At 33.3% G+C, this 22896-nt stretch carries 20 protein-coding genes; 11 read left to right on the top strand and 9 right to left on the bottom strand.

The features are described from left to right. Positions 1 to 4 precede the first annotated feature (4 nt). Positions 5 to 1333: a sodium ion-translocating decarboxylase subunit beta gene (locus tag ABZA65_RS02175; RefSeq protein WP_373070118.1), complete on the top strand. Its 1329-nt coding sequence runs from the start codon at positions 5 to 7 to the stop codon at positions 1331 to 1333. 200 nt (positions 1334 to 1533) lie between these two features. Here the strand turns inward: ABZA65_RS02175 and ABZA65_RS02170 are convergent, their stop codons facing one another. Next, positions 1534 to 2481, bottom strand: coding sequence for a chemotaxis protein CheW (locus tag ABZA65_RS02170; protein WP_373070116.1), 948 nt, complete (start codon positions 2479 to 2481; stop codon positions 1534 to 1536). 127 nt (positions 2482 to 2608) lie between these two features. Between ABZA65_RS02170 and ABZA65_RS02165 the strand changes: the two genes are divergently transcribed. From ABZA65_RS02165 to zupT, 7 genes are all read left to right on the top strand, one after another. Further along, positions 2609 to 3406, top strand: a complete 798-nt coding sequence (locus tag ABZA65_RS02165; protein ID WP_373070114.1) for an HlyD family efflux transporter periplasmic adaptor subunit — start codon at positions 2609 to 2611, stop codon at positions 3404 to 3406. Continuing rightward, positions 3399 to 5132: a molybdopterin-dependent oxidoreductase gene (locus tag ABZA65_RS02160; protein ID WP_373070112.1), complete on the top strand. Its 1734-nt coding sequence runs from the start codon at positions 3399 to 3401 to the stop codon at positions 5130 to 5132. The genes ABZA65_RS02165 and ABZA65_RS02160 overlap by 8 nt, the downstream gene beginning before the upstream one ends. A gap of 49 nt (positions 5133 to 5181) precedes the next feature. After that, the gene (locus ABZA65_RS02155) at positions 5182 to 6366 is read left to right on the top strand and encodes an aspartate aminotransferase family protein (protein ID WP_373070110.1); all 1185 of its coding nucleotides are present in this window, start codon (positions 5182 to 5184) and stop codon (positions 6364 to 6366) included. Further along, positions 6323 to 7564, top strand: a complete 1242-nt coding sequence (locus ABZA65_RS02150; RefSeq protein ID WP_373070108.1) for a TolC family protein — start codon at positions 6323 to 6325, stop codon at positions 7562 to 7564. The genes ABZA65_RS02155 and ABZA65_RS02150 overlap by 44 nt, the downstream gene beginning before the upstream one ends. Before the next feature lies 1 nt (position 7565). Then, on the top strand, positions 7566 to 8588 hold the full coding sequence (locus ABZA65_RS02145) for an SAM-dependent methyltransferase (protein ID WP_373070106.1): 1023 nt from the start codon (positions 7566 to 7568) through the stop codon (positions 8586 to 8588). A gap of 77 nt (positions 8589 to 8665) precedes the next feature. Continuing rightward, entirely contained in the window at positions 8666 to 9181 is a 516-nt protein-coding gene (locus tag ABZA65_RS02140; protein WP_373070104.1) for a ferritin-like domain-containing protein, read from the top strand. Between the two features lies 1 nt (position 9182). Further along, a complete protein-coding gene (zupT, locus tag ABZA65_RS02135; protein WP_373070102.1) occupies positions 9183 to 10025 on the top strand; it encodes a zinc transporter ZupT in 843 nt (280 codons plus the stop codon). A gap of 1 nt (position 10026) precedes the next feature. On the opposite strand, the gene ABZA65_RS02130 is transcribed toward zupT, so the two are convergent. The 8 genes from ABZA65_RS02130 to gatC form a co-directional block, all read right to left on the bottom strand. Next, the gene (locus tag ABZA65_RS02130) at positions 10027 to 10737 is read right to left on the bottom strand and encodes a TonB family protein (RefSeq protein ID WP_373070100.1); all 711 of its coding nucleotides are present in this window, start codon (positions 10735 to 10737) and stop codon (positions 10027 to 10029) included. Further along, positions 10730 to 13813, bottom strand: coding sequence for an efflux RND transporter permease subunit (locus ABZA65_RS02125; RefSeq protein ID WP_373070098.1), 3084 nt, complete (start codon positions 13811 to 13813; stop codon positions 10730 to 10732). Before ABZA65_RS02125 ends, ABZA65_RS02130 begins: the two co-directional genes overlap by 8 nt. A 14-nt stretch (positions 13814 to 13827) precedes the next feature. Further along, positions 13828 to 15660 (bottom strand): nitrous oxide reductase accessory protein NosL, encoded by a 1833-nt coding sequence (locus ABZA65_RS02120; protein ID WP_373070096.1) that lies wholly within the window; start codon positions 15658 to 15660, stop codon positions 13828 to 13830. Further along, positions 15661 to 16044 (bottom strand): ExbD/TolR family protein, encoded by a 384-nt coding sequence (locus tag ABZA65_RS02115; protein WP_373070094.1) that lies wholly within the window; start codon positions 16042 to 16044, stop codon positions 15661 to 15663. Then, entirely contained in the window at positions 16034 to 16480 is a 447-nt protein-coding gene (exbB, locus tag ABZA65_RS02110) for a TonB-system energizer ExbB (RefSeq protein WP_373070638.1), read from the bottom strand. The genes ABZA65_RS02115 and exbB overlap by 11 nt, the downstream gene beginning before the upstream one ends. A gap of 12 nt (positions 16481 to 16492) precedes the next feature. Further along, a complete protein-coding gene (locus tag ABZA65_RS02105; protein ID WP_373070092.1) occupies positions 16493 to 18694 on the bottom strand; it encodes a TonB-dependent receptor in 2202 nt (733 codons plus the stop codon). 165 nt (positions 18695 to 18859) lie between these two features. Beyond that, positions 18860 to 19954, bottom strand: coding sequence for a type IV pilus twitching motility protein PilT (locus ABZA65_RS02100; RefSeq protein ID WP_373070091.1), 1095 nt, complete (start codon positions 19952 to 19954; stop codon positions 18860 to 18862). A 15-nt stretch (positions 19955 to 19969) separates the two neighbouring features. Then, on the bottom strand, positions 19970 to 20260 hold the full coding sequence (gatC, locus tag ABZA65_RS02095; RefSeq protein ID WP_373070089.1) for an Asp-tRNA(Asn)/Glu-tRNA(Gln) amidotransferase subunit GatC: 291 nt from the start codon (positions 20258 to 20260) through the stop codon (positions 19970 to 19972). Positions 20261 to 20376: 116 nt separating this feature from the next. On the opposite strand from gatC, the gene ABZA65_RS02090 reads away from it, so the two are divergent. Genes ABZA65_RS02090 through ABZA65_RS02080 form a run of 3 tightly spaced genes read left to right on the top strand, consistent with a single transcriptional unit; the run spans position 20377 to position 22786 of the window. Then, entirely contained in the window at positions 20377 to 20973 is a 597-nt protein-coding gene (locus ABZA65_RS02090; protein WP_373070087.1) for a hypothetical protein, read from the top strand. A gap of 3 nt (positions 20974 to 20976) precedes the next feature. After that, positions 20977 to 21972, top strand: a complete 996-nt coding sequence (locus tag ABZA65_RS02085; protein WP_373070085.1) for a hypothetical protein — start codon at positions 20977 to 20979, stop codon at positions 21970 to 21972. After that, on the top strand, positions 21950 to 22786 hold the full coding sequence (locus tag ABZA65_RS02080) for a tyrosine-type recombinase/integrase (RefSeq protein WP_373070083.1): 837 nt from the start codon (positions 21950 to 21952) through the stop codon (positions 22784 to 22786). Before ABZA65_RS02085 ends, ABZA65_RS02080 begins: the two co-directional genes overlap by 23 nt. Positions 22787 to 22896 lie beyond the last annotated feature (110 nt).

The following is a 22896-nucleotide window of genomic DNA, read 5'->3' as shown; positions in this document are numbered from 1 at the left end:
ATTAATGAAATTATTTATACTTAAATTTCTTGCAGTATTTATGCTTTTTGGCATGAGTAGTGCATATGCAAGTTCTGCCGCCCATACTGATGGTGCAGCAGAATCGACACACAAAGAAGAGACATATCAGTCTAAGCCTTTTGGAGAGATGATTACAGGTTTCCTAAAGTCAACTGGTATAGTTGCTTTAGTTAATCCGGATCCAAATGAATTAAACTCTCATGGTGAAAAGATGAGTGATTTTCATAAAGGATTAGGTCGTGTAATAATGATCCTAGTCGTATTTTTACTATTCTATTTAGCAATTAAAAAAGGTTTTGAGCCGCTTTTATTACTTCCAATCGCTTTTGGTGGACTATTAGCTAATATTCCTGTTGCAGGTATTGCTGGTGAGCATGGTTTCTTAGGCGTTATTTATAACATGGGTCTTGCAAACGAGATGTTCCCGATCATTATTTTCATGGGTGTTGGTGCTATGACAGACTTTGGTCCGCTTTTATCAAACCCTAAAACAGCATTACTTGGTGGTGCTGCTCAGTTTGGTATCTTTGGAACACTTGTTGGTGCAGTTGCTTTAAGTCAAGCAGGACTTGTTGACTTTACTCTTCAACAAGCTTCAGCTATCTCTATTATCGGTGGAGCTGATGGTCCGACATCTATCTTTATTGCTACTAAACTTGCACCTGAATTATTAGGGGCTATCGCAGTTGCATCATACTCTTACATGGCTATGGTACCTATTATCCAGCCTCCGATTATGAAAGCATTAACTACTGATAAAGAGCGTAAAATTAAGATGACTACTCGTCGTCATGTTTCTCGCTTAGAGAAGTTAATATTCCCAATCATGGTTTTAATACTTGCTATTTTAGTTTTACCGGAATCAACACCACTAATCGGTGCATTTATGTTTGGTAACTTCTTAAAAGAATCAGGTGTTGTTGAGCGTCTAAACGATACTCTTCAAAATGCACTTATTAATATTGTTACTATCTTCTTAGGTCTTGGTGTTGGTTCTAAACTAGCAGCTGATCAGTTCTTAGTAGCAGATACTATGTTTATTATGGTACTTGGTATTGTTGCATTCTCTGTAGGTACTGCAGCAGGTGTAATTATGGCTAAGATAATGAACTTATTCCCTGGTGAGAAGATTAATCCATTAATTGGTTCAGCTGGTGTATCAGCAGTTCCAATGGCAGCTCGTGTATCAAACAAAGTTGGTATGGAGTATGATAAACAAAACATGCTTTTAATGCATGCTATGGGTCCAAACGTTGCGGGTGTTATTGGTTCAGCCGTGGCTGCGGGTGTTCTTATTTCACTATTCCAATAGTTGGATTTAATTTATTAAATTCAAATAGCAGCGCATTTACTGCGTTGCTCACCTCGTCAAATACTTTTAGTATTCTTCCTCGGCGTACGCCTTGTAACTACACTACTCTTTAAATTTGTCATTCTCAAATACGTATGGAATACTTTTTAATTGGAAAGTTAAAATGATGGTTGTAATGCAAAAGCATTACATAAGAGGTTTTATTTTGCTGCTACTTTGTTCATAGCTTCAACAACAAGAGGAATTACATTATGGCTTTTTGTTTTGTCTATAAAGCCATTTGCACCTAAAGCTTCAGCTTCTCTTTTATTGTTCTCACCAGTCATTGATGAGTTTACTATTATAGGTATATTTTTAGTCATTGGATTTTTTCTAATCTCTTGGATAACTGTAAATCCACTCATTTCCGGCATCTCAATGTCTGTAATTATTGCAGGTACAACAGATGGATCAGGCATTGCCTTTATATAATCAATAAGTAGTTTTCCATTTTCAAACAGCTTCATGCTTATATTTGAATTATTGAATATTTGAATGAGATGTCTTTGAGCTGTTTTAGAATCCTCTGCAACTAGTACAGTTCCAACTTTTAGTTTTGAAGGTATTTCAATATCTTTTAAATTACCGGCTTGTTCTTCTGTATCAACCATAGCTTGAGGAATTACGTCTGCTAATAGTTTTTCATAGTCTAGAATTAAACATAGTGAACCGTCTTCAAGTCTAGTATGGTTCATAACTACACCGTCTTCTTGGCGATAACTATCAGGTGCATGCATCTCATTCCAGTTTTTCTTTATAACTCTGTAAGCAGACATTATTCTAAGGCCTATTATTATGCCATTAAAGTCACAGATTAGTATATTTGATTTGCTGATGGACTCTTTGCTCAGAGTTACACCTAACCATGCAGGTAGGTTTAAAATAGGGATCTGCAAGCCACGAAGGGTTATAGTGCCTTCCAGTAATGGATGACAACTAGGGATTTGTGTTAAAAAATGGTTTTTAGACTCAACTACTTCACGAGTTTTGAATACATTTATAGCATAGTAAGCAGACTCTTCGCTCTCACTTATTCTAAAAACCAAAAGTTGCAATTCATTATTTTTTGCAAGGTTTGTTGCCGCATCTACATTATCTAATACAGACATAAAAATCCCTTTATCTAATTATCTTTAAATAATAGCGAAAAAAAAATGAAATAAAGATGAATATGTAACTGTATTAATATTGAAGTGGTAAAATAACCATCATAATTAGATACTACAAGGTTATAAAATGAAATTTTTAGTTATTTTACTATTACCAATGACTTTTTTGTTCGCAAGTGAATATTATGCGAAAGTAGAGCCGGTTGAGATCCGGGATATAAGCTCAAATGTTTCTGGATTGGTTATATCTGCAGATGAGAAAAATCTAGGAAAAACACTTTCATCTGAGTCATATATAAAAATCGATTCAGAGTTGGATGAAAAAGAGTTAAAGTACATAAAAAGTAAACTAGAGTATTTACAAAACACAGTTGTAGCAAATGAGGAAATTGTCAAAAATTTAGAGAGCTCACTTGTTAGAAAACGAACAAACTACAAAAGAGTAGAAGGTTTGAAAATTAAGTCTCAAGTTGAAAAAGATAAAGAATATTATGACTTAATTAATAGTGAGAACCAACTATTAAGTACACAAAAAGAGATCCAAAGCCTAAAGGTACAAATAACTGATCTTAAGCTAAGAGAGGCAGTTTTAAAACGTAGTGTAAGCGATAAAAATTTAAAAGCCAATGGTTTTGTTCTTTATGAGTTAAATGTAAAACCGGGGCAAGTTGTTAATCTTTCAACTCCTCTGGCTAAGGTTGCTGATATATCAAAAGCAAAATTGACAATATATTTAAATAGAGATGATCTCTCTGGTGCGCAAAATAAAGTTGTGTATATAAATGAGAAAAAGACAGAGTATAAAATTAGCAGAGTCGTGAATATTGCTGATTCTAAAAATATATCAAAATATATGGCTCAAATAATTATAGATTCGCCAAATGTATTTTCAAACCTTGTAAAGATTGAGTTAAAAGATGAATAAAACGGCATGTCCTCTTGACTGTTATGATGCATGTGAAATAATATATGAAGATGATAAAATAACTGCCAAAAAAGAAGGTCATACTCAAGGCTTTTTATGTCCGCATCTTAATCACTATGAAGGTTTTGAAGAGATTCAAAAACCTAGATTTAACGGTTGTGAGATCAGTATGGATGAGGCTCTTTTAAAATTAAAAGAGATCATTCAAAATAGTGAAAAAAGTAAAATTCTTCATTATAAAAGTGCCGGAAATTTTGCTCTTTTACAAGGAGTTGTCGGGCACTTTTTTGCTTCACACGGGGCTATACTTACAGATGGAAGTCTGTGTGATGGTGCAGGGGAGGCTGGAATAGTTGAAGGTCGCGGATCAAATAAAAATATGCCGCTCTCACAAATAGCAAAATCTGATGTTGTAATACTTTGGGGAAGAAACCCACATACCACTTCATCTCATCTATTACCATTATTAAAAGATAAAAAAATAATTGTAATAGATCCTGTAAAAACACAAGCCGCTAAAACTGCAGATCTTCATGTTCAGATCAAGCCACGCGGAGATCTTGAACTTGCAATACTGCTTAGTCGCTTTTTACATATTGAACATGGACATGATGAAGAGTATTTAAAAAAATATGCAAGTGAGTATGAAGATTTTTATGAACTTACACAAACGATCAGGATTAAAGCTACACTTGACAAAATAGACGTAACACTTGGTGAGATAGGTGATATTTTGGCTATGGTTAAAGATAAAAAAGTAGCCATAGTTTGTGGCGTAGGAATTCAAAAGTATAGAGACGGTGCTGATGTTATGCGCTCAATTGATGCTTTTGCAGTTAATTTAGGTCTTTTTGGGAAAGAGGGGTGTGGTGTTGCATATCTTGGCAATTCCAGTGAAGGGATAAGCTCACCCTTTAATACTAAAGCAAAAAGAGTTTCAAAAGTTGATACAAAATTTTCCGACTTTGAGAGCGTATTTGTTCAAGGTGCAAATCCATTATCACAAATGCCAAATAGTACCAGAGTTAAAGAGGAACTCTCAAAAGTGAAAAATCTAATCTATTTTGGTTTATATGAGAATGAAACAAGTGAAGCAGCTTCACTTGTAATCCCTGCTAAAAACTTTTTGTATAAAAATGATATCCGTACATCATTTTCACATAACACAATGTCAGAGATGCATAAACAAAAAGATATTGACAGCGGTATAAGCGAGTACGAGCTGAGTAGATATCTATGTGATGAGTTTGGAATTGAGATAAAAAGTGAAGATGAATATATAGAACATTTTAAAAGTTTTTGTGAAGAAGATTCAGAAGGAAACTTGCATGTTAAAGGTGTAGAAGAGATTCCATACAAAAATGGATTCGATACAGACGATGACGAATTTGTATTTTTAGATGAGTATGATGCTTTTGTAGCGGATGAAGAGAAGTTGTTTTTAATAACACCGAAGAGTTCAAAAAGTTTAAATTCTCAGTTTAACAGAGAAGATGGCGTATATATTAATGCTTCACACGGATTTAACGATGGAGATTTAGTAAAGATAAAGTCATCAATTGGCTCAGTTGATTTAATAGTGAAAATAGATGACGATCTTAGAGATGATTGTGTAGTTATTTACAGTGGTGTCAAAGGTGTTAATAATTTAACTTCATCACTACATAGTTATGAGGGCAAATGTGCCATCTACCAAGAAGAGATGGTTTGGATAAATACTATTTGATTATTTTAGATATAATTCAGTTTAAAAATAAATAATATCAGGTTTAATTATGAATACTCAAGAATTAGATAAAAAATATGTACTGCCTACGTATGCACGTGCAGATGTTGAGTTTGTAAGCGGGAAAAATGCAACTCTTAAAGATGCAGATGGAAAAAAATATATAGATTTTACTTCTGGTATAGGTGTATGTAGTGTCGGTCATGCAAATGAGACTTTGAATACTGCTATAACTAAACAAATATCAAACATTACACACATATCAAATCTTTACAATATAGCTCCACAAGCTAAAGCTGCTCAAAAAATAGTTGAAGCTAGCGGTTATGATATGCAGTGTTTTTTCGGAAACAGCGGTGCTGAAGCAAATGAGGGTGCTATAAAAATAGCTAGAAAATGGGGTGAGAGTGATGATGGAAAAGTTAAAAGATATAAAGTTATAACACTTCAGCAGTCTTTCCACGGACGTACAATTACTACTGTAAAAGCAACCGGACAAGAATCTATGCATAACTACTTCGGACCGTTTCCTGATGGTTTTGTATATGCAGATGACATGAATCATATTGAATCTCTTATAGATGATCATACATGTGCAGTTATGATTGAACTTGTTCAAGGTGAGGGTGGTGTTCAACCTCAGGATAAAGCAGAGGTTAAAGCACTTGCAAAACTTTTAAAAGAAAGAGGTGTACTTTTAATTGTAGATGAGGTTCAAACAGGAGTATACAGAACAGGTGAGTTCACAGCATCTCAGGTTTATGAAATTGAGCCTGACATTATAACTCTTGCAAAAGGTTTAGGTGGAGGTGTACCTATAGGTGTTGTAATGACTTCTCTTAAAGGAGTTTTGGGCGCAGGTGATCACGGTTCAACTTTTGGTGGAAACTATCTAAGCTCAACTGCAGCGTGTACAGTTATAGATATATTAAAAGATTACAAAAAAAGCGGTGATTTAGAGATCAATACTTTGCTGTTTAATCAAGCTGTTGAGAAGTTATATAAAAAGTATACAAATCTTTTTACTGAAAAAGTTGGTATAGGTATGATGTGCGGACTGCGTGTTAAAGATGCAGAGACATTGGCTGCAATTATAAACTCTGCAAGAGAGCAAGGAGTTATGGTTCTAAAGGCTGGTAGAAATACATTAAGACTTTTACCACCGCTTACAATTACAAAAGAGGAAATGGATGAAGGTTTTAAATCTTTGGATAGCGCTCTTAGTTCTTTGTAATATTGCTAATGCTGAGGAACAGTTAAATGAATCGCTAGAAAAATATATTAGCGATTCAAAAAAGCAACAGTTCGAGTATAGCTATGAGAAAAATGAAGCTGAAAGTTCTAAGCTTCGTGATTCTTGGATAGCACCTTTTATGCTTAACTACAGTTTTACAAAAAATAAACAAGAAGATGAAGCTACATCAACTGCAGCAGCTAGTGAGAGTGAGTGGGATCAAGAAAGTGCATCTGTAACATGGACTCAACCTATTTTTCAAAGCGGCGGTATTTACTACGGGATCAAATATGCTACAGCTAGCGGAAAATATGCAAATTATTCAGTAGATGTACAGAAAAGAAAACTAGTTAAAGACGCTATATCTATCCTTATGCAGATCAAGCAGATAGATCTAAGGGTAAAACGTCAAAACCTGCAAATAAGAAATACCGAGATAGCACTTGAACAGGTCAAAGAGCAATATTTAAGCGGACAGCTTGATTCAAGTTTTTTAGATAATGCAATTATAGACAGAAACGTTGTTATTCAAGCTTTATATGATATAGAGACCAATAAAGAGCGTTTAATATCAAGTTTTGAAGCTCTAAGTGATATGAACTATAAAGAGGCTCGTATTCCAAGTTTGGGTGTGTTATCTAAAGATGATTTTTTAACTTACAATATAGTACTTCAAATGAGTGACAGCGAAGTAGAAAAAAACAGATATTTTAAAGATGTAACAATTGCAAAGTATCTTCCAAAAGTTGATTTTATTGCAGATTATACTTGGACTGACGAAACAAAAATGTTCGGTACTTTTGACAGACCTGAAAATACATCATATAGTTACGGTGTAAAAGCAAGTATACCTTTAAATATAAATACTTTTGTGGATGTATCATCTTCAAGAGTTGATTATTTAAAAGCCAAAGTAGTAGTTGAAGATAAAAAACGTGAACTTAGTGCTATATATGATCAGGTTATGCAAAACATAGATAATCTGGATAAGAAAAAACAACTAAGTGTTGAAAATAAAGATATCTATAAAAAACTTCTTGATGATACTACAGAGTTGTATAAAGCAGGGTATAAAACAGAGTATGATGTAGAGCTTCTTAAAAACTCTTTTGAGATGGCGGAGTTAGATTCTAAGATTTATGATATAGATAAACAACTAGAGTTATTAACTCTATATGAGATGTATAAAAAAGATTAAAATGGATAGAAAATTTAGTGAATATATGACCGATTGGTTATATGGAAAAGACGGATATTATGCTAGTTATAAAGAGATCGGTAAAAAAGGTGACTTTTACACGGCTGTAAGTACAAGCAGATTTTTTGGCGGATGTATAGCTAAACATATAGTGTCGTTGGTTGATGAAGGTTTTTTAAAAAAAGACAGCACTATATGTGAGATCGGAGCACATCACGGTTATTTCTTAGCTGATGTAGTACAGTTTATATATACACTTCGTCCTGAATTATTGGAGAGTTTAAAATTTGTAATTATAGAGCGCTTTGAAGATTTGCAAGAGTTTCAGAAAAACTACTTTAAAGAGAGTTTTGGAGATGCAGTCAGTCTTACACATTACAAATCTTTAAGTGAGCTAAAGTGTGAAAATGCTTTTTTTATAGCTAATGAGATCTTTGATGCATTTCCATGTGAGTTATATTACAAAGGTAAAACAGCACGCGTAGAAGAGGATCATAATGTTGAGTTTGACGTAGATAATGAGTGGGTAAGCCAAAAAGCACAGAAGTATCATAAAGATAGAGGTGAGATAGCTGTAGGTTATGAAGAGTTTGCACGTGAGATGGAACAGGCTGCAGATAAATTTGAGTTTATGAGCTTTGATTATGGTGAAATGCAAGCGCGTCCGGACTTTTCTCTTCGTGTATATAAAAAACACGATGTTATACCTTTCTTTCAAGATAAAGATGAAGAGGGAAATGAGATAAAAAGAGATGAACTTTTTGGCTCCACTGACATAACTTACGATGTAACGTTTGAGCATGTTAAAGATGCATATGCAGATGTAGGTGTAGAATTTGTTGAGTTTAAAGCTCAAATGGTAGCTTTAGTAGATATGGGAATATTAGAACTTTTAGAGATGTTAAAAGAAAATGTAGATGAAAAGATATATAAACAGGAACTCGAAAAAGCAAAGATACTGATTATGCCTAACTTCTTGGGTGAGCGTTTTAAAATGATCAGATTTAGAAAAGAAAAAAAATAAACTAGTAAATAATAATCATTTTCCTTTAAGTTATATCTTCTACAATATTAGATAGTTTATGTTTAAAGGAGACAGTTATGGCAAAGCGTGGTATATCTATATTAAAAGGTATAGAAGCAGAGAAAGTAACAGAGCTTTTAAATAGAGCGTATTGTGATGAGTGGCTAGCTTATTATCAGTATTTTATAGAATCAAAAGTTGTAAAAGGTTTGATGAAAGATGCGGCAATAGCTGAGCTTGATCAACATGCAGCTGATGAGTTAAGACATGCGAATATGGTGGCTGATCGTATGATGCAACTTGGAGGAACTCCGGTACTTCATCCAAATGATTGGACAAAATACTCAAACTGCGGGTATGAAGCTCCAGAAGATCCGGATGTACTTTCTGTACTAGAACAGGCTATAAAAGGTGAGCAGTGTGCTATTAGCGTGTATTCGGAAATTGTTGATATTACGCGTGACAAAGATATTGTAACTTATGATATGGCATCTCAAATATTAGCTGATGAGGTAGAACATGAAGAGGATCTACAAGACCTTTATGATGATATCCATGAGTTTATTGCCGAGATAAAGAAAAACATTCATTAAAATGGAAAATTTAGCACCTGAAGTTTTTTTCCCTGCTTTATTACTCACTATACTAGCAGGTCTTTCAACAGGTATAGGTGCTATGCTTGCTTTTTTTTCCAGAACAAGTAATTATAACTTTTTATCGATTGGAATGGGTTTTTCAGCCGGTGTAATGATATATATCTCATTCATGGAGATATTAATAAAATCACAAGATGCATTTAAACCAATTTACGGTGAAATAATTGGTGAGAGTTTAGCTCTTGCTACATTTTTCGCAGGAATAGGATTAGCTGCTTTTATAGATAGAGTGATCCCAGAAGATGTAAATCCGCATGAGTTAAAATCACAAAATGAGCTTAGTGAACTAAAGCCTAGCAGTTCAGAAGATGTAAGTACAAAGGCACTTAAAAGAACTGGTATATTTACCGCTATTGCAATAGGTATTCATAATTTTCCAGAAGGGTTTGCAACATTTGTTTCAGCTTTAGACGGGTTAGCACTTGGTATACCTATAGCCCTTGCAATAGCAATTCATAACATCCCTGAGGGGATGGCGGTAAGTCTTCCAATCTATCATGCAACGGGAGATAAAAAAAAGGCATTTTACTATGCTTTTGGAAGTGGAATAGCAGAACCTATAGGGGCATTGATAGGTTTTTTTATTTTACTACCCCTCATGGGTGATATGACACTTGGAATAACTTTTGGAATGGTTGCAGGGATTATGATCTATATTAGTTTTGATGAGTTGCTTCCTGCAGCAAGAATATACGGCAATGCTCATACAACAATATTAGGAATAGTGCTTGGTATGGGTGTTATGGCTTTTAGCCTAATCTTTTTTAAGGTGATTTTGTAATCTAGCTTAGTATATATTTTACAGATATTTTGAACTGTTTTGGAAAAGTGAAAAGTGACTGATCTACTTCCATAGGAAAACTGTTCTCTATCGCTTTTATAATTGATTCTTTAAATACTTTTTTACCTGATAAAAACTCAATATCTTTTACATTTCCATCATTGCATAAACTAAAACTTACTTCTACATCACCCTCAATGCCTCTACGTCTTGCAGATCTTGGATATGTTTTGTTTTGATCAATTTTATTTCTTACTTTTGTAAAAAAAATATTTTGTTTCGCTCTTATCTCATCAAGATTTACTTCTGTTTTTTTTGTTGCAATAACCTGCTGTTTAACTTCTGTATTAGTAGTCTCTTGAACTATAGGTTCCTCTTCAACTATTTCTTCTTTTATCTCTTTTTCTATAATCTCTTCTACAGGTTTTTGTTCTATCTTTTTTGGTAGTGTTTCTTTTTTTATAACTTTTTTTACAACCTTCTTTTTAATAGGTTTTTTCTTTACAACTTTTTTCTTTTCTTTAACTATTTTTTTCTTGATCGGTTTTTTTGGAGTTTTCGGCTGAGAGATCATATTTACACTGATAACATTTGGTTTATCCATTTTTTTATCAGAGAATGTATTGTCGTTTGAAAAGAATACAACAGCACCTGCTATTAGGCTAACATAAATAAAACTTGTAATGATAAATGACGAGAGGTATCTATTCATGTTTAAAACTTTTAGTGAAATTATACATTGTCGGTAGATAAAATAAGTTTAAGATAGTCCCCCATAACAGACCGTAACCCAAAGTTACGGCAAGTGGTTGAAAAGAAACGGCTTGAGCAGTTGCGAAAAAGATCAGTGATGATAAACCTATAATAGTAGTGATAGATGTTAGAATAATTGGACGAAAACGTTTTGCTGCAAGAGTGTAGATATTATCTTTAGAACTTGCGGAATTTAGTGTAGCCATCATTATAATACCATCATTTACTATAACTCCGGCAAGTCCAAGAGCACCAATTAAAGACGGCAGAGATATATTTAAACCCATTATATAGTGACCTATAAAAATACCAAGCAGTGAAAACGGTATAACCGACATTACTATCAATGTCTCTCTTAGTGAATTAAACAGATAAAGAATAGATATGAAAATAAGTGCTATTGCTAAAACTGATGCAAGTACCATCTCTGTTTTTAGTGTTTGAGTTTTTTCTCTCTCACCTTTAAACTTCAGATCAATTCCTTCTTTTTTTAACTTGTTTATGATCGGTGTTATTTTTTCTATGACTTCGTTTGCAGTAATCACTTTCGCATTGACATTTGCAAACACATAAAAGCTTGTTTCGCCATCATCTTTTACAAGTTGTTCTAAGGACTGAATCGTTTTAAAATCACATATATCTTTTAGTCTTACAAGTGTTCCGTCTCTAAGCGGAATTTGCAGCGCTTTAAAACTCTCCAGATCTTTGTCGTAGTTTGTCGATTTTATCTTTATATCTACAAGCTCATTTTCATCAAAGATTGTCCCGATTTTTTTTGAGAGGAAAAGCTCAGATATATAATTACCTACGTATTTCTCAGTAATACCTAATGCTTCTCCATAAGAGTTGATCTTTAGTTTGATCTCATCAATTCCGAGTTTTACATTATCTCCAAAGTATTTGATACCGTCTATTTTGGCAAAACCGTCTTCTAACTCTTTAATGGCTTTAATAGCTTTTTGATAATCTTCACTGACTACACCTATGCGTACATCTGCTTTTGCATGACCCATCTTTTTCTCTACTACCATCAAGTTTGAAAGTGTAAAAGTTTTTTTATAGTTTTGCTCTTTTAAAAACTCTCTGATCTCTTTTGAGATCTGCTGCGATGATTTTTCTCTGGTTCTACCCTCAGCGTTATAGTATAAACTCAGATATGGAGTTATATATTTATCTAGAAAATTTTGAGGCTTTTGTTTTTGTAGTTCAACGGTTATGTATCCAACATAAGGGTACATCTCTGCATCACCCGTAGCACTTCTTCTATAACCTGCAGTTGAACTTACATGCTCTATAAAAAATTTATCTTTGTTTTTTAAAAGATCCATTTCAATAGTCTGAACTATTTTTATAGAGTCCTCCAAAGTAGTAGTAGGCTTTGCTTTGAAAGTTATGTCTACACTTGTTGCATCAAATGCAGGAAACATTTGAAATTTAGAAGTTTTAATAGCTATGAATATTAAAACAGGGACAATAATTATAAACACAGTTAAAAAACTTTTCTGATACTTTACACAAGCTCTTAGTGCATCGGCATATAAGTTGTTTACTTTCTCCCAAGAAAGTGTCTTGGCATTAGAATTTAGTGTATGTGTAGCATGGATCGGTAAAAATATAAATGACTCGATTAAAGAGGCAATTACAAGGGCAGAAAAAGCGATTGGAATCAGTTCAATAATATCTCCAAGTCTTCCGCTGATCATAAGTAGAGGTATAAATGAAAAAAGTGTAGTCAAAGATGCAATTGTTACAGGTTTGGCCATCTCTTTTGCACCAAGAAATGCAGCTTCACTTGCTTTGTAGCCTTTTTCAATATACTGTTGAATATTTTCACTAACAACTATGGCATCATCAACAATTATACCTATTGCTATAAGCACACCTATAAGTGAGTTCACATTTATACTGTAACCTGTAAAGTAAAAATATATGGAGCCTATAATGAAAGATGTAGGTATCCCCAAAGCTATGATAAAAGCTATACGGATATTTATTAAAACTGCCGTTAAAATTGTAATTAGTAAAATACCGAGTATGATGTTTGAGATAATAATATTTAATCTGTCTTTTATTATGATTGACTGATCACGTCTTATGTCAAATATAGCATCATCTACTTTCATTTTTGATATCAACTCTTTTATATCATCAGCTATCTCTATGGCATCGCCTAGAGGGTTTTGAGATATAGCTAAAGTAATAGAATTTTTACCGTTCATACTAGCTAAAGTCGATGCATCTTCATATTTTTTATTTACCGCAGCTATATCTTTTAGCATGATCTGCTGATCGTTTATATTTAGTATGGTGTTTTCCAGATCACTTGATAGTTTTTTACCATTATATGTAGATATGTAGTATTGCTCTTTTATATTGTCTATTTTGCCAAGTGGAAATATATGTGATAGTTCAGATAATACTTTGGTTACATCACTTAGTACAAGACCATATGCGTGTACTTTGTTCTCATCTATGATAAGTTCATAAATAAGATCAGAATCACCAAAGATTCTGACCTCAGATACATTTTTAATGTTAAAAAGTTTGTTTTTAAAATCTTTTGCAAGTGTTTTTAACTCGCCTCTTGATATTTTTGATGAGCGGATAGAGACATGCATAATACTTCTAGAGTGTGCAACACCCCTAACAATAGGTTCATCCATGTCTGATGGAAGGTTCTGTCTTACAAGCGATATAACGTCTTTTACGGAATCTGTAACCTCTTGTTTGTCGGCTCCGTCTTCAAGCTCTAAAGTTATGGCAAAACGACCTGGAGATATACCTGATGATATCTCTGCTACACCGCTGAGGTTTTTAGTCTCTGCTTCTATCTCACTTACAGCAATTCTATTTAATAGATCTACGGAAGCTCCAGTGTATGATCCGCTGATCGTTACCGAATTTGGCTCAATTGTAGGTGATATCTCTTTTGGAATTTGTGTATAGGAGTAGATACCTGCTGCAAAAAGCAGGATAAAGAGGGTATAGTTTACTTTATAATTTTCAATAAAAAATTTTAATACCCTGTCTATCATTTATCCTCTTTATTTTAAAAATCTTGCTCAGCTACCTTGAGAGCATCTTTATAGCACATAATTTTACCACCATTTTCTTTGGCAAATGCTTCAGCTTTTTCTTTTGTACTAAATGCATATTTGCTAATTTTACTCATAGTACCTTTCTTACTGCTATCTACTACATAAAATGCAGATCTCGCATCTATGAATGTTAAGCTGATAGTATCTACAACTTTCTCACTTGTTGTTGCTTCACTGTGCTTATGATCCAGCATACAATGAATAGAGCAGTATTGTTTTACTTCTCCTTTTGAATCAGTTGCTGCATGATTAGTTTTGTAAAACATAGGTAGCTTCATACCACATTGTGAACAAGATTTGGCATTCTCACCTTTTTGTAAGATGATCGCTTTATTTGGACTTACACTTTGGAACATTTTAGCTGTGCTGTTAGGATGTTCACCATGGTGAGAGTGCCCTGATGTTGCTTTTCCGTATGTGTGCATTGCATAGATTCTAAATAAGTTAAGAGATAAAAAGAATACGATTAAAAGTGAAGCAAATATATAGGCTACAGTTTTTGCCTTTTTACTTGCTTCAAACAGATTCACACGTGTATATAAAATATAAAATGCCCATATAGCAGCTATGTAAGGAAAGTAACTAAAGATTGAAAGCCAAGCATCTTTACGTGTCGCCAAGTTTTCAACATGACCTTCAATTCCAAAGCCGTATAAAAAACCGTTTGCAATATTTGCATATGTATGTGTAAAGAAACTATGTAACAGGTGTGATAATCCGCCAATTACAAAGATTGGTGCAAATGCATACCCAAGAGTATAAAAAGTTTTAGAATAATCGGCTTTTAGAGCTTTTGAAGCTATAAACATTCCAGAGAGCACAAAAAATAAAACAAGTAAATTTGAGAACATAAATGCAAATAAGCCGACAAGATCAAAACTAACTGCACCAAAAGTGTTTTCAAACCAGTTTGCCGCTTTAGTCCAAGGCATAAATTCAGCTGCTTTACTTCTACCTAAACCATGATGAAAGCTCATTGTAATTGAAATTGCTGCAGCTATAAGTATATATGTCCAAACTTCTATCTTATCAATTTTAAATTTTTGATATAAAGACTTTCCAGGTTTTACCATTTTAAAACTAATACCTTCACAAGCTGCACTACAATCCATACATAAAGAACAGTCTTCCATAGAGTTCTTTTTATCAAAAGTAAAAGGTTTTAGATTATATGTACAAGCTTTTGCACAATCAAAAGTTTTACAATCACCACAATCGCTTTTATATGAACCAAGCCATGTAAAAGATATACGGTGAAATGCTTTTGTTAAAGAACCTATTGGACAGATATTTTTACAATATTCCATATCTTTATAAAGATAAAACATTAAAAATGCTATTAAAGTTAGTACGGTAAACAGCATCGCTGTTGCAAAAGGAGCTTTAAAAAAGCCAGGGTACATATAGTAAACTCCCCACCAGCCAATTATAATAAGCATTAAACCCCACCAAGGATTTTTTAGCCATTTAGGCATCTCTTTTTTAAGTCCATATCTAGTTAGATACTTTCCTATAAATCCATGAGGACAGATACCGCAAAAGATACGACCAAATGTAGCTAGAGTTACTACCATAAAAAGTGACCAAAACAGTCCCCAAAAAAGGTAACGTGTAAAAGTATTCTCTTTTGTTTGTACCTCAAAGCCAAGGTATATTCCGTATAAAAAAAGTCCAAGAACTAGAATTCTTACAAACATAAGAAAGTTTTGGTTTTTAAAGATAAACCCAAGAACGGGCATGCCGAATATATCATTTTTATCGCGATTATTATTTATTTCGATCATCTATTTTTCCTTTTGAGTAATTATTCCTAGATTTTTAAACTCTTTGAGTTTTAGAATGTCTAAAACCTCTACAAAGAGTTCAAATTCTGCTTTTTTATCGCAGTTTATGTGGATTGGAGTAGTTTTTTTAAGTGATTCTAATCTAGATGAAATATCTTTTTTAAGGACTTTTTCTTTGTCGAATAAAACTTCTCCACTCTCTTTAATAGTTATAGTTAGATTTTTTATATCTTCCTGTTTTGAAGCACTTTTAGAATCAGGCAGATCAACAGGTATAATTCCTTTTGCAACAAAAGAAGCTGTTGTGAGAACTATCACAAGCAGTACGAGCATAATATCAATAAACGGCACTACATTGATAGAATCAAACTTTTTAATTTGCAAGATCGTTTTCCTTTTGATGGATATCATATTTTGCAAGTATAACTTCTATTTTTCTGCTTAGGTGGTTGTAAAATATAATTGAAGGTATGGCAACCAAAAGTCCCATAGCAGTTGCTTTAAGAGCAAGTGCAAGTGATGTCATTATCATTTTAGCATCCAAGTCACCGCTTTGTCCCATGGCATAAAACGTTATGATAATCCCAAATACGGTTCCAAGTAAACCTATGTATGGAGCATTTGATCCAAAGGTAGAGATGATGTTAATATTGTTTGTAACATCAATCTCCAGAGCTTCTTTGGTATTATATTTTGAAACATCTACTTTTTTATAAAACATTATACGCTCGATCCAAAACCATAAAGCTATAAAACTCATAAGACCTAAAAGACCGATGATTCCGTAGTCAACAATTGTTTTTAAAAGTTCGATATCCATCATAAAACTCTTCTAAAATTTTGCAGAAAGTCCGGCAGTTAATACTCTTCCAGGATTAACCGTAATAGATAAATCTTCAGAATTAAATAAACCGTCTTCATTTCTATCAGAACTACTTCTTGCTGAAGTGTAATATTGTTTATCTAAAACATTGTCAGCTCTTACAAAGAAGCTAGTATCAAACATACCAAGTTTACTATTATACGTAGCCATAAGGTTTAGTGTAGCATGACCACCAATCTCAATTTGGTTTAGATCATCTGCATAATATTTGCTTTTTGCATTTACTTCAGTCATAAAAGAAAGCTCTTTTGTAGCTTTGTAGTCCATAATTAGGTTTACAGTATGTTTAGATGTTCTAGGGATTGTATTTCCAGTTACATCATAAGTCATTACAGGTGCAGGTGTAAAAACAGGGAAGTATACATCTGAACCCAATGTGATACCAAAGTTTCTATAGTTAGTATATTTAGCTCTTAAATAAGTATATGCCATATTAAAAGATAAAGAATCGGTAATCTCTCCCATAGTTGATAGCTCTAAACCTCTATGTCTAGCTCCACCTACATTATCCCACATATCTGTAGTATCAGTATCACCATAGTTTCCAGAAGTTCTCATAATAAAGTCTTTTCTATCTAGCTGGAAGATTGAAGCTTCGTATTTGATATTGTTTGCTAATGCTCTTACACCGATTTCATAGTTGAGTGATTCTTCCGGTTTTAGATTCGGATTATTTATAGTTGAACCCCATGTACTTACATCACCTGCAAAAAGTTGAGAGATTGTAGGTGCGCGAAAACCTGTAGAATAGTTTGCAAATAGTGTAGAGTTATCACTCATTTGGTAGTTAAGACCAAGTCTGTATGAATACACTGAAAAATCTTTATTTAAATCATTTGCTTCTGAATCAGTATAGTCAAGTTTTATCTTGTCATATCTTAAGTTTGCAGTAGCACTAAAAGAGTTAGTAAATGCATATTTATATTCTCCATACACTGCATATACGTTTTCATCAGTTTTATTGTTGCTTTTAAAGTCACCAGGTTGATAATAGTCAGGATATACACCAGCCATAGGTCCGCCGTAAACTACTAATGCTTGAGCAGCTCTAAATGTAGTTTTATTTTCATACTCATTTGCACGTAAATCAACACCAACTAGTGCAGCTGAACTGTTAAATGAATCTCTATACTCACCTTTTACACCTTTTTGAGTTTGTTCATAGTGGTTGTCATATACGTAATTGTCATCTGTTAATGTAAGATCTGTATTACCACTAGAGTCTTTAGTCTGAGGAGCAGACATAAACTCTGTAGTGTCTGTATAGATGTAAGTATTTACCAAAAGATTCGCACCATGGTCAAAGTCTTTTGAATATGTTAAGAATGCTTTTAATAGTTCAACATCATATCCTCTTGTATAGTCACGACTTTGCTGATCACCAAGGTAAATAGATTCAGGGTTTGTTAAAGCTTCAAGACCACCGCCAACAGTACCGTGTGAGTCTTTTTCTCTCTCAGAATACTCTACACCAAGGTTGATATCAGAACTATCATCTATATAGTATTGTAATTTACCATTTAGATATTTTGTATCATAGTCTGAATCTTCATGATATCCATCAGCAGATCTTGTACTCGCTTGAACGTGAAAACTTAAATCATCATTTGCATATCCTGTTCTTGCAACAGCTTTTTTATATCCATCACTTCCGACTTCAACTGCACCATAGTTGTGGTTATATTTTGCACCTCTTTTTGTTGTAATAATCACGGCACCAGATAATGCGTCATCACCAAATAGATAAGATGCTCCACCTTTTATAACTTTTACGCTTTCAATATTGTCAAGGTCTATATTTACTTTACCAGTTCTCTCAAAAACAGGTACACCGTCAATTACAACTGCAACACCCGGTTTTTCACCCATATACATTTGGTTTTCTACACCTCTTAAGTGTATTTTTAAAGTATCACCAGTAGATGATTCAGTAGTTATACCAGGAATTGACTGTAGAATTTGTTGAAGATTTTCAACATGTTCTTTATCAACTCTTTCTCCACTAATTGTAGTTGTACTTGAAACTTCACTTTTTTTATTCTCAAATTTATCATCAATTGTTGATGACTCTACTTTAATCGTTCCCAAGTCTGATGCATATGCGCTAATAGCAAGTGCACATACGGCTGATATAGCTGTTATTTTTTTCATATACTTTCCTAAACTTTAAATAATTGGTGTAAGTATATTTTTAAAGTGTTACATTAGTGTTAAATAAAATTAACAATAAAAAGTTATAAAATATAATGTAACATTTTTGGAATATTTGATTATGAAGAAGTTTTAGGAAAAATCCTAAAACATTAGTAAAATTGCTTATAAATTGTCTATAATCTTTAACAGCTCTTCAGGTCTGTTAGAGTTTTTAAGAGCATTCTCTTTAGATATAGTTTTCTTTTGAAGAAGTTCCATAATTTCTTGAGTTTGAGTTTTCATTTGCGTTTCACCCTGATTTAACTGCATTTGTGAGTACAGCTGGTGAACTTTATCTTCACGAATAAGGTTCGAAATAGCAGGATTTGTAATCATGATCTCTTGTGTTGCAACTTTACCGCCACCGATTCTTGGAATAAGCATCTGCGAGATAACTGCTACTAAAGATGAAGCAAGTTGTGCACGTATTTGCCCTTGTTGTTCAGAATCAAAAACGTCGATAATACGGTTGATCGTACCTGCTGCAGAGTTTGTGTGAAGTGTTCCAAAAACAAGGTGACCTGTTTCTGCTGCCGTTAGTGCTGCACCGATTGTTTCAGCATCACGCATCTCCCCGATTAGGATTATGTCCGGGTCTTGTCTAAGTGAGTATTTAAGTGCTGCAGCGAAAGAACGTGTAGAACTACCAACATCACGCTGAGAAAAAAGAGATTTATTGTTTTTATGAACAAACTCCACCGGATCCTCAACCGTAATTATATGTTTACGCTCAGTTAAGTTGATCTCGTTAAGCATAGCAGCAAGTGTAGTAGACTTACCTGAACCTGTAGGACCTGTAACTAGAATAAGACCTTTTTCTCTTTTTACAAGCTCTTTAAAGATTGGTGGAGAATCAAATGAATCAAGTGAAGGGATCTCAATAGGAATCATACGAAAGGCACAAGCAGTTCCACCGATTGTTTTATAGTAGTTCGCACGGAAACGTCCAACATTTTCTATCTCAAAAGAGAAGTCAAGTTCGTTATATTCTTCAAACTCTTTCTTTTGTTTCTCTTTGATTAAAGAGTTCGCCATAGCATCAACATCTTTAGATGTAAGCTTTGGTAACTTTAATGGTTTTAACTCTTTATCTATACGGATTTGAGGTTCACTACCAACAACAAGGTGTAAGTCAGATGAACCAAGTGCTAGAGTACTTTTTAAAAGTTTTCTAACGTCAATTGTTTTTCCCTCTGTTTGTTCTGTCTCTTCTGCCATATTGATCCTTGAATTTTATTCTATGATTTTTGGTACTACAAAAAAGTGGTCTGCACTGTTTGGTGAATTTTTTAATATTTCATCGTTTATATGAGTATCGCATGATGGTATATCGTCTCTTGTAAATGTAGCTCTGTCATCCATTGCAAACTTGTCATCTACACCATCAGTATTTAATTCACTTAAGTTATCTACAAAAGATACAATCTCAGATAATTGTTCTTTTATCTCTTCTCTTTTACTCTCATCTACCTCTAAATAAGATAGTTTTTCAAGCTTTTTTAAAAGAGTGTCATCTACTTGCATATAAGTTCCTACTATGTAAATTTGTATTATTGTAGCTAAAAAAAGTTATTTATTTGATAAAAATTTAACAAACTATTAGGTAATATTACGCACTACTTAAAATATAAGGATTTTTTTTGAGTTTAAAAGAAAACATAAATATGGTTAAAGACGAGCTTAACTCAGAAGAGAAGTTTTTTGAAAAAGCGGTAATAACTGAAAAGTTTGTTAAAAAATATAAAAACGTAATGATTGGTGCAGTTATTGCAGTAGTTTTATTAGTAATGGGAAATTTAATTTACGAAGCTAATAAGAGTGCTAGTATAGAAGAGGCAAATGTAGCATTATCTGCATTAAACCAAGATCCTACTAATGTAGATGCAAAGTCAGAGCTAGAGTCATTAAGTAAAGAGCTTTTTGATGTGTGGAGTTACTCTCAAGCTATAGCAAATAATGATATGAAGGCTTTAAAAGAGTTAAGCTCATCTAAAACTTTTGTTGTCGCTGATCTTGCCAGTTATGAACTAGCTTCTAGCAGTGCTGATCAAGATGCTTTATCAAAATACTCTATGAAACAAAATTCAATCTATAAAGATTTGGCACTTGTGCAAAACGCTATTTTATTTATTAATAAAAATGAGATTGAAAAAGCGCATCAAGAATTAAAAAAAGTTCCTCAAAGTTCAAGTTTAAACAAAGTTGTCTTAGCTTTACTTCATTATGGAGTGAAATAAAAATTGCATAAAATATTTTTAACATTTTTAACAGTTCTTGTACTGGTTTTTAGTGGCTGTAGTTCAAAAAAGGTATATGAACCAAAGTCAGTAAAAGATGATTGGGAAATCTACGGTGATATGAACCAAAGCATAGTAGAAACTAATCAAGATGGTGCTCTTTTAGAAGACAGACGTGTTTTTGTAGAGGGAAAGGTTAGCAATATTACTATAGATGAAGATAAATACTTTTTATCTTACAGTGACGGTTGGGTTATAAGTGCATCTTTAGATGGAAATATGACACTTGCTTATGAATCAGACCCTAGTATGATTCACAATTTTGATTTAGAGAAATCAGTAGCTACTGCTAGTGTAAAAAATGATACTTTAGCCGTACTTTTTGCAGATAATGAGATGGCACTTTATTCTATATCTAGTAAAAAACCTATTTTAAAAGAGCAGGGAAATCCACCTATTATTATAAACTCAAAAGTTGTAAAACCATATTTTATGAATGACTTGGTACTTTTTCTAACGTTGGATGGAAAAGTAGTTATCATAAGTTCTACTCAAAACAAAAAACTAAGAAGTATTATTGTATCAAGTGAAGATAACTTCAATAATATTATTTACTTTAACATAGTTAATGATAAATTCATAGCAGCAACAGGTACTAAGATACTCTCTTTTGGTCAAAAAGAGGTAAGGGTAGAGTATGAAGCGAGATCTATCATTACTGATGGCAACAATATATATGTAGCAACTAAGCAGGGGGATATTGTCTCTTTAAACTCTGAACTTGGAGTTAATGAAAAAGTAAAATTCCCTTTTGCCCATTTTTTAGCTCTTATAGCTACAGGTGATAAAATTTATGCACTGGAAAAAGAGGGATATTTAATAGAGTTCAGTAAGGATTTGTTAGAGTATGATGTATATGAAGTTGATGTAGAAGAGGGCTACATCCATGTAAACGATAAGACTTTTTATATAGAAGATGAGTACATCTCAGTTCAGTAAAGAGTTAGAAGCTTTTTTAGAATATATAAGTGTAACAAAAGCACTAAACAAAAAATCAATTGAGGCTTATATGGGTGATCTCTCATCCATAGAGGCAGAACTAGACTCACCTTTAATTAACATAGATTCAGACAAACTTTTAAACCTACTCTCAAAGTATGAAAACAAACGCACGCTAAACCGTAAACTCTCATCTGTAAATGCATTTTTCGATTTTTGTTACAGTAGTAATTTTGTGCAGGAAAAAACAAAATTAAAAAGTGCAAAGATACCAAAACTTTTACCAAAGTTTCTCTCACTTGATCAGCTAAGTGCCGGTATAAAACTATGTGATACTACTAACTGGCTCGGTCTGCGTGATGCGGCACTTTTATACTTTTTATATGCTTCAGGTGTGAGGATCAGCGAGTGTTTGAGCCTTACCAAAGAAGATATGGATGGAGAATGGCTTCTTGTGCGTCACGCTAAGGGTGATAAAGAACGTTTGGTACCGGTTGCAAAAGTGGCATTAGATGCGCTAAAAAGGTATTTAGATGCCATGCCGTATGAAAAAGATTTTTTATGGTGTAATTATAAGGGTGATAGATTAAGCAGGGTATCTGCTTTTAAGATAACTCAAAAATATTTAGGCGTATCTCCACACGTACTTCGCCATTCATACGCAACTGCACTTATAACAGGAGGGGCTGATCTAAGAGTTGTTCAAGAGCTTTTAGGTCATGCTTCTCTTATAACAACCCAAGTATATACACATATTCAAAAACAGCATTTGAGTGAGACTGTAGATGTATGTCACCCATTTTCAAATATTTAGAAATAAGCTTAAAAATAGCACGAATAATGTAAAATAATTTTCATGAATGAGACCAACAATTTTTTTCTTTCAAAACCTTTTTTAAAATCACTTTTTTTTACTCAAAATAA

The sequence above is a fragment of the Sulfurimonas sp. genome, from assembly GCF_041583195.1.
Classification (GTDB): Bacteria; Campylobacterota; Campylobacteria; order Campylobacterales; family Sulfurimonadaceae; genus Sulfurimonas.
The sequence above is the reverse complement of the archived record's forward strand: the minus strand, read 5'-3'. Positions and strand labels throughout refer to the sequence as shown.

Excerpts from the sequence above, each read along its gene's own strand:
- gatC (WP_373070089.1), bottom strand. The coding sequence starts at position 20,260 with ATGCAAGTAGATGACACTCTTTTAAAAAAGCTTGAAAAACTATCTTAT.
- ABZA65_RS02105 (WP_373070092.1), bottom strand. The coding sequence starts at position 18,694 with ATGAAAAAAATAACAGCTATATCAGCCGTATGTGCACTTGCTATTAGC.
- zupT (WP_373070102.1), top strand. The coding sequence starts at position 9,183 with ATGGAAAATTTAGCACCTGAAGTTTTTTTCCCTGCTTTATTACTCACT.
- ABZA65_RS02165 (WP_373070114.1), top strand. The coding sequence starts at position 2,609 with ATGAAATTTTTAGTTATTTTACTATTACCAATGACTTTTTTGTTCGCA.
- ABZA65_RS02100 (WP_373070091.1), bottom strand. The coding sequence starts at position 19,954 with ATGGCAGAAGAGACAGAACAAACAGAGGGAAAAACAATTGACGTTAGA.
- ABZA65_RS02140 (WP_373070104.1), top strand. The coding sequence starts at position 8,666 with ATGGCAAAGCGTGGTATATCTATATTAAAAGGTATAGAAGCAGAGAAA.
- ABZA65_RS02150 (WP_373070108.1), top strand. The coding sequence starts at position 6,323 with ATGAAGGTTTTAAATCTTTGGATAGCGCTCTTAGTTCTTTGTAATATT.
- ABZA65_RS02145 (WP_373070106.1), top strand. The coding sequence starts at position 7,566 with ATGGATAGAAAATTTAGTGAATATATGACCGATTGGTTATATGGAAAA.
- ABZA65_RS02125 (WP_373070098.1), bottom strand. The coding sequence starts at position 13,813 with ATGATAGACAGGGTATTAAAATTTTTTATTGAAAATTATAAAGTAAAC.
- ABZA65_RS02160 (WP_373070112.1), top strand. The coding sequence starts at position 3,399 with ATGAATAAAACGGCATGTCCTCTTGACTGTTATGATGCATGTGAAATA.
- ABZA65_RS02175 (WP_373070118.1), top strand. The coding sequence starts at position 5 with ATGAAATTATTTATACTTAAATTTCTTGCAGTATTTATGCTTTTTGGC.
- ABZA65_RS02130 (WP_373070100.1), bottom strand. The coding sequence starts at position 10,737 with ATGAATAGATACCTCTCGTCATTTATCATTACAAGTTTTATTTATGTT.
- exbB (WP_373070638.1), bottom strand. The coding sequence starts at position 16,480 with ATGGATATCGAACTTTTAAAAACAATTGTTGACTACGGAATCATCGGT.
- ABZA65_RS02080 (WP_373070083.1), top strand. The coding sequence starts at position 21,950 with ATGAGTACATCTCAGTTCAGTAAAGAGTTAGAAGCTTTTTTAGAATAT.
- ABZA65_RS02155 (WP_373070110.1), top strand. The coding sequence starts at position 5,182 with ATGAATACTCAAGAATTAGATAAAAAATATGTACTGCCTACGTATGCA.
- ABZA65_RS02120 (WP_373070096.1), bottom strand. The coding sequence starts at position 15,660 with ATGATCGAAATAAATAATAATCGCGATAAAAATGATATATTCGGCATG.
- ABZA65_RS02170 (WP_373070116.1), bottom strand. The coding sequence starts at position 2,481 with ATGTCTGTATTAGATAATGTAGATGCGGCAACAAACCTTGCAAAAAAT.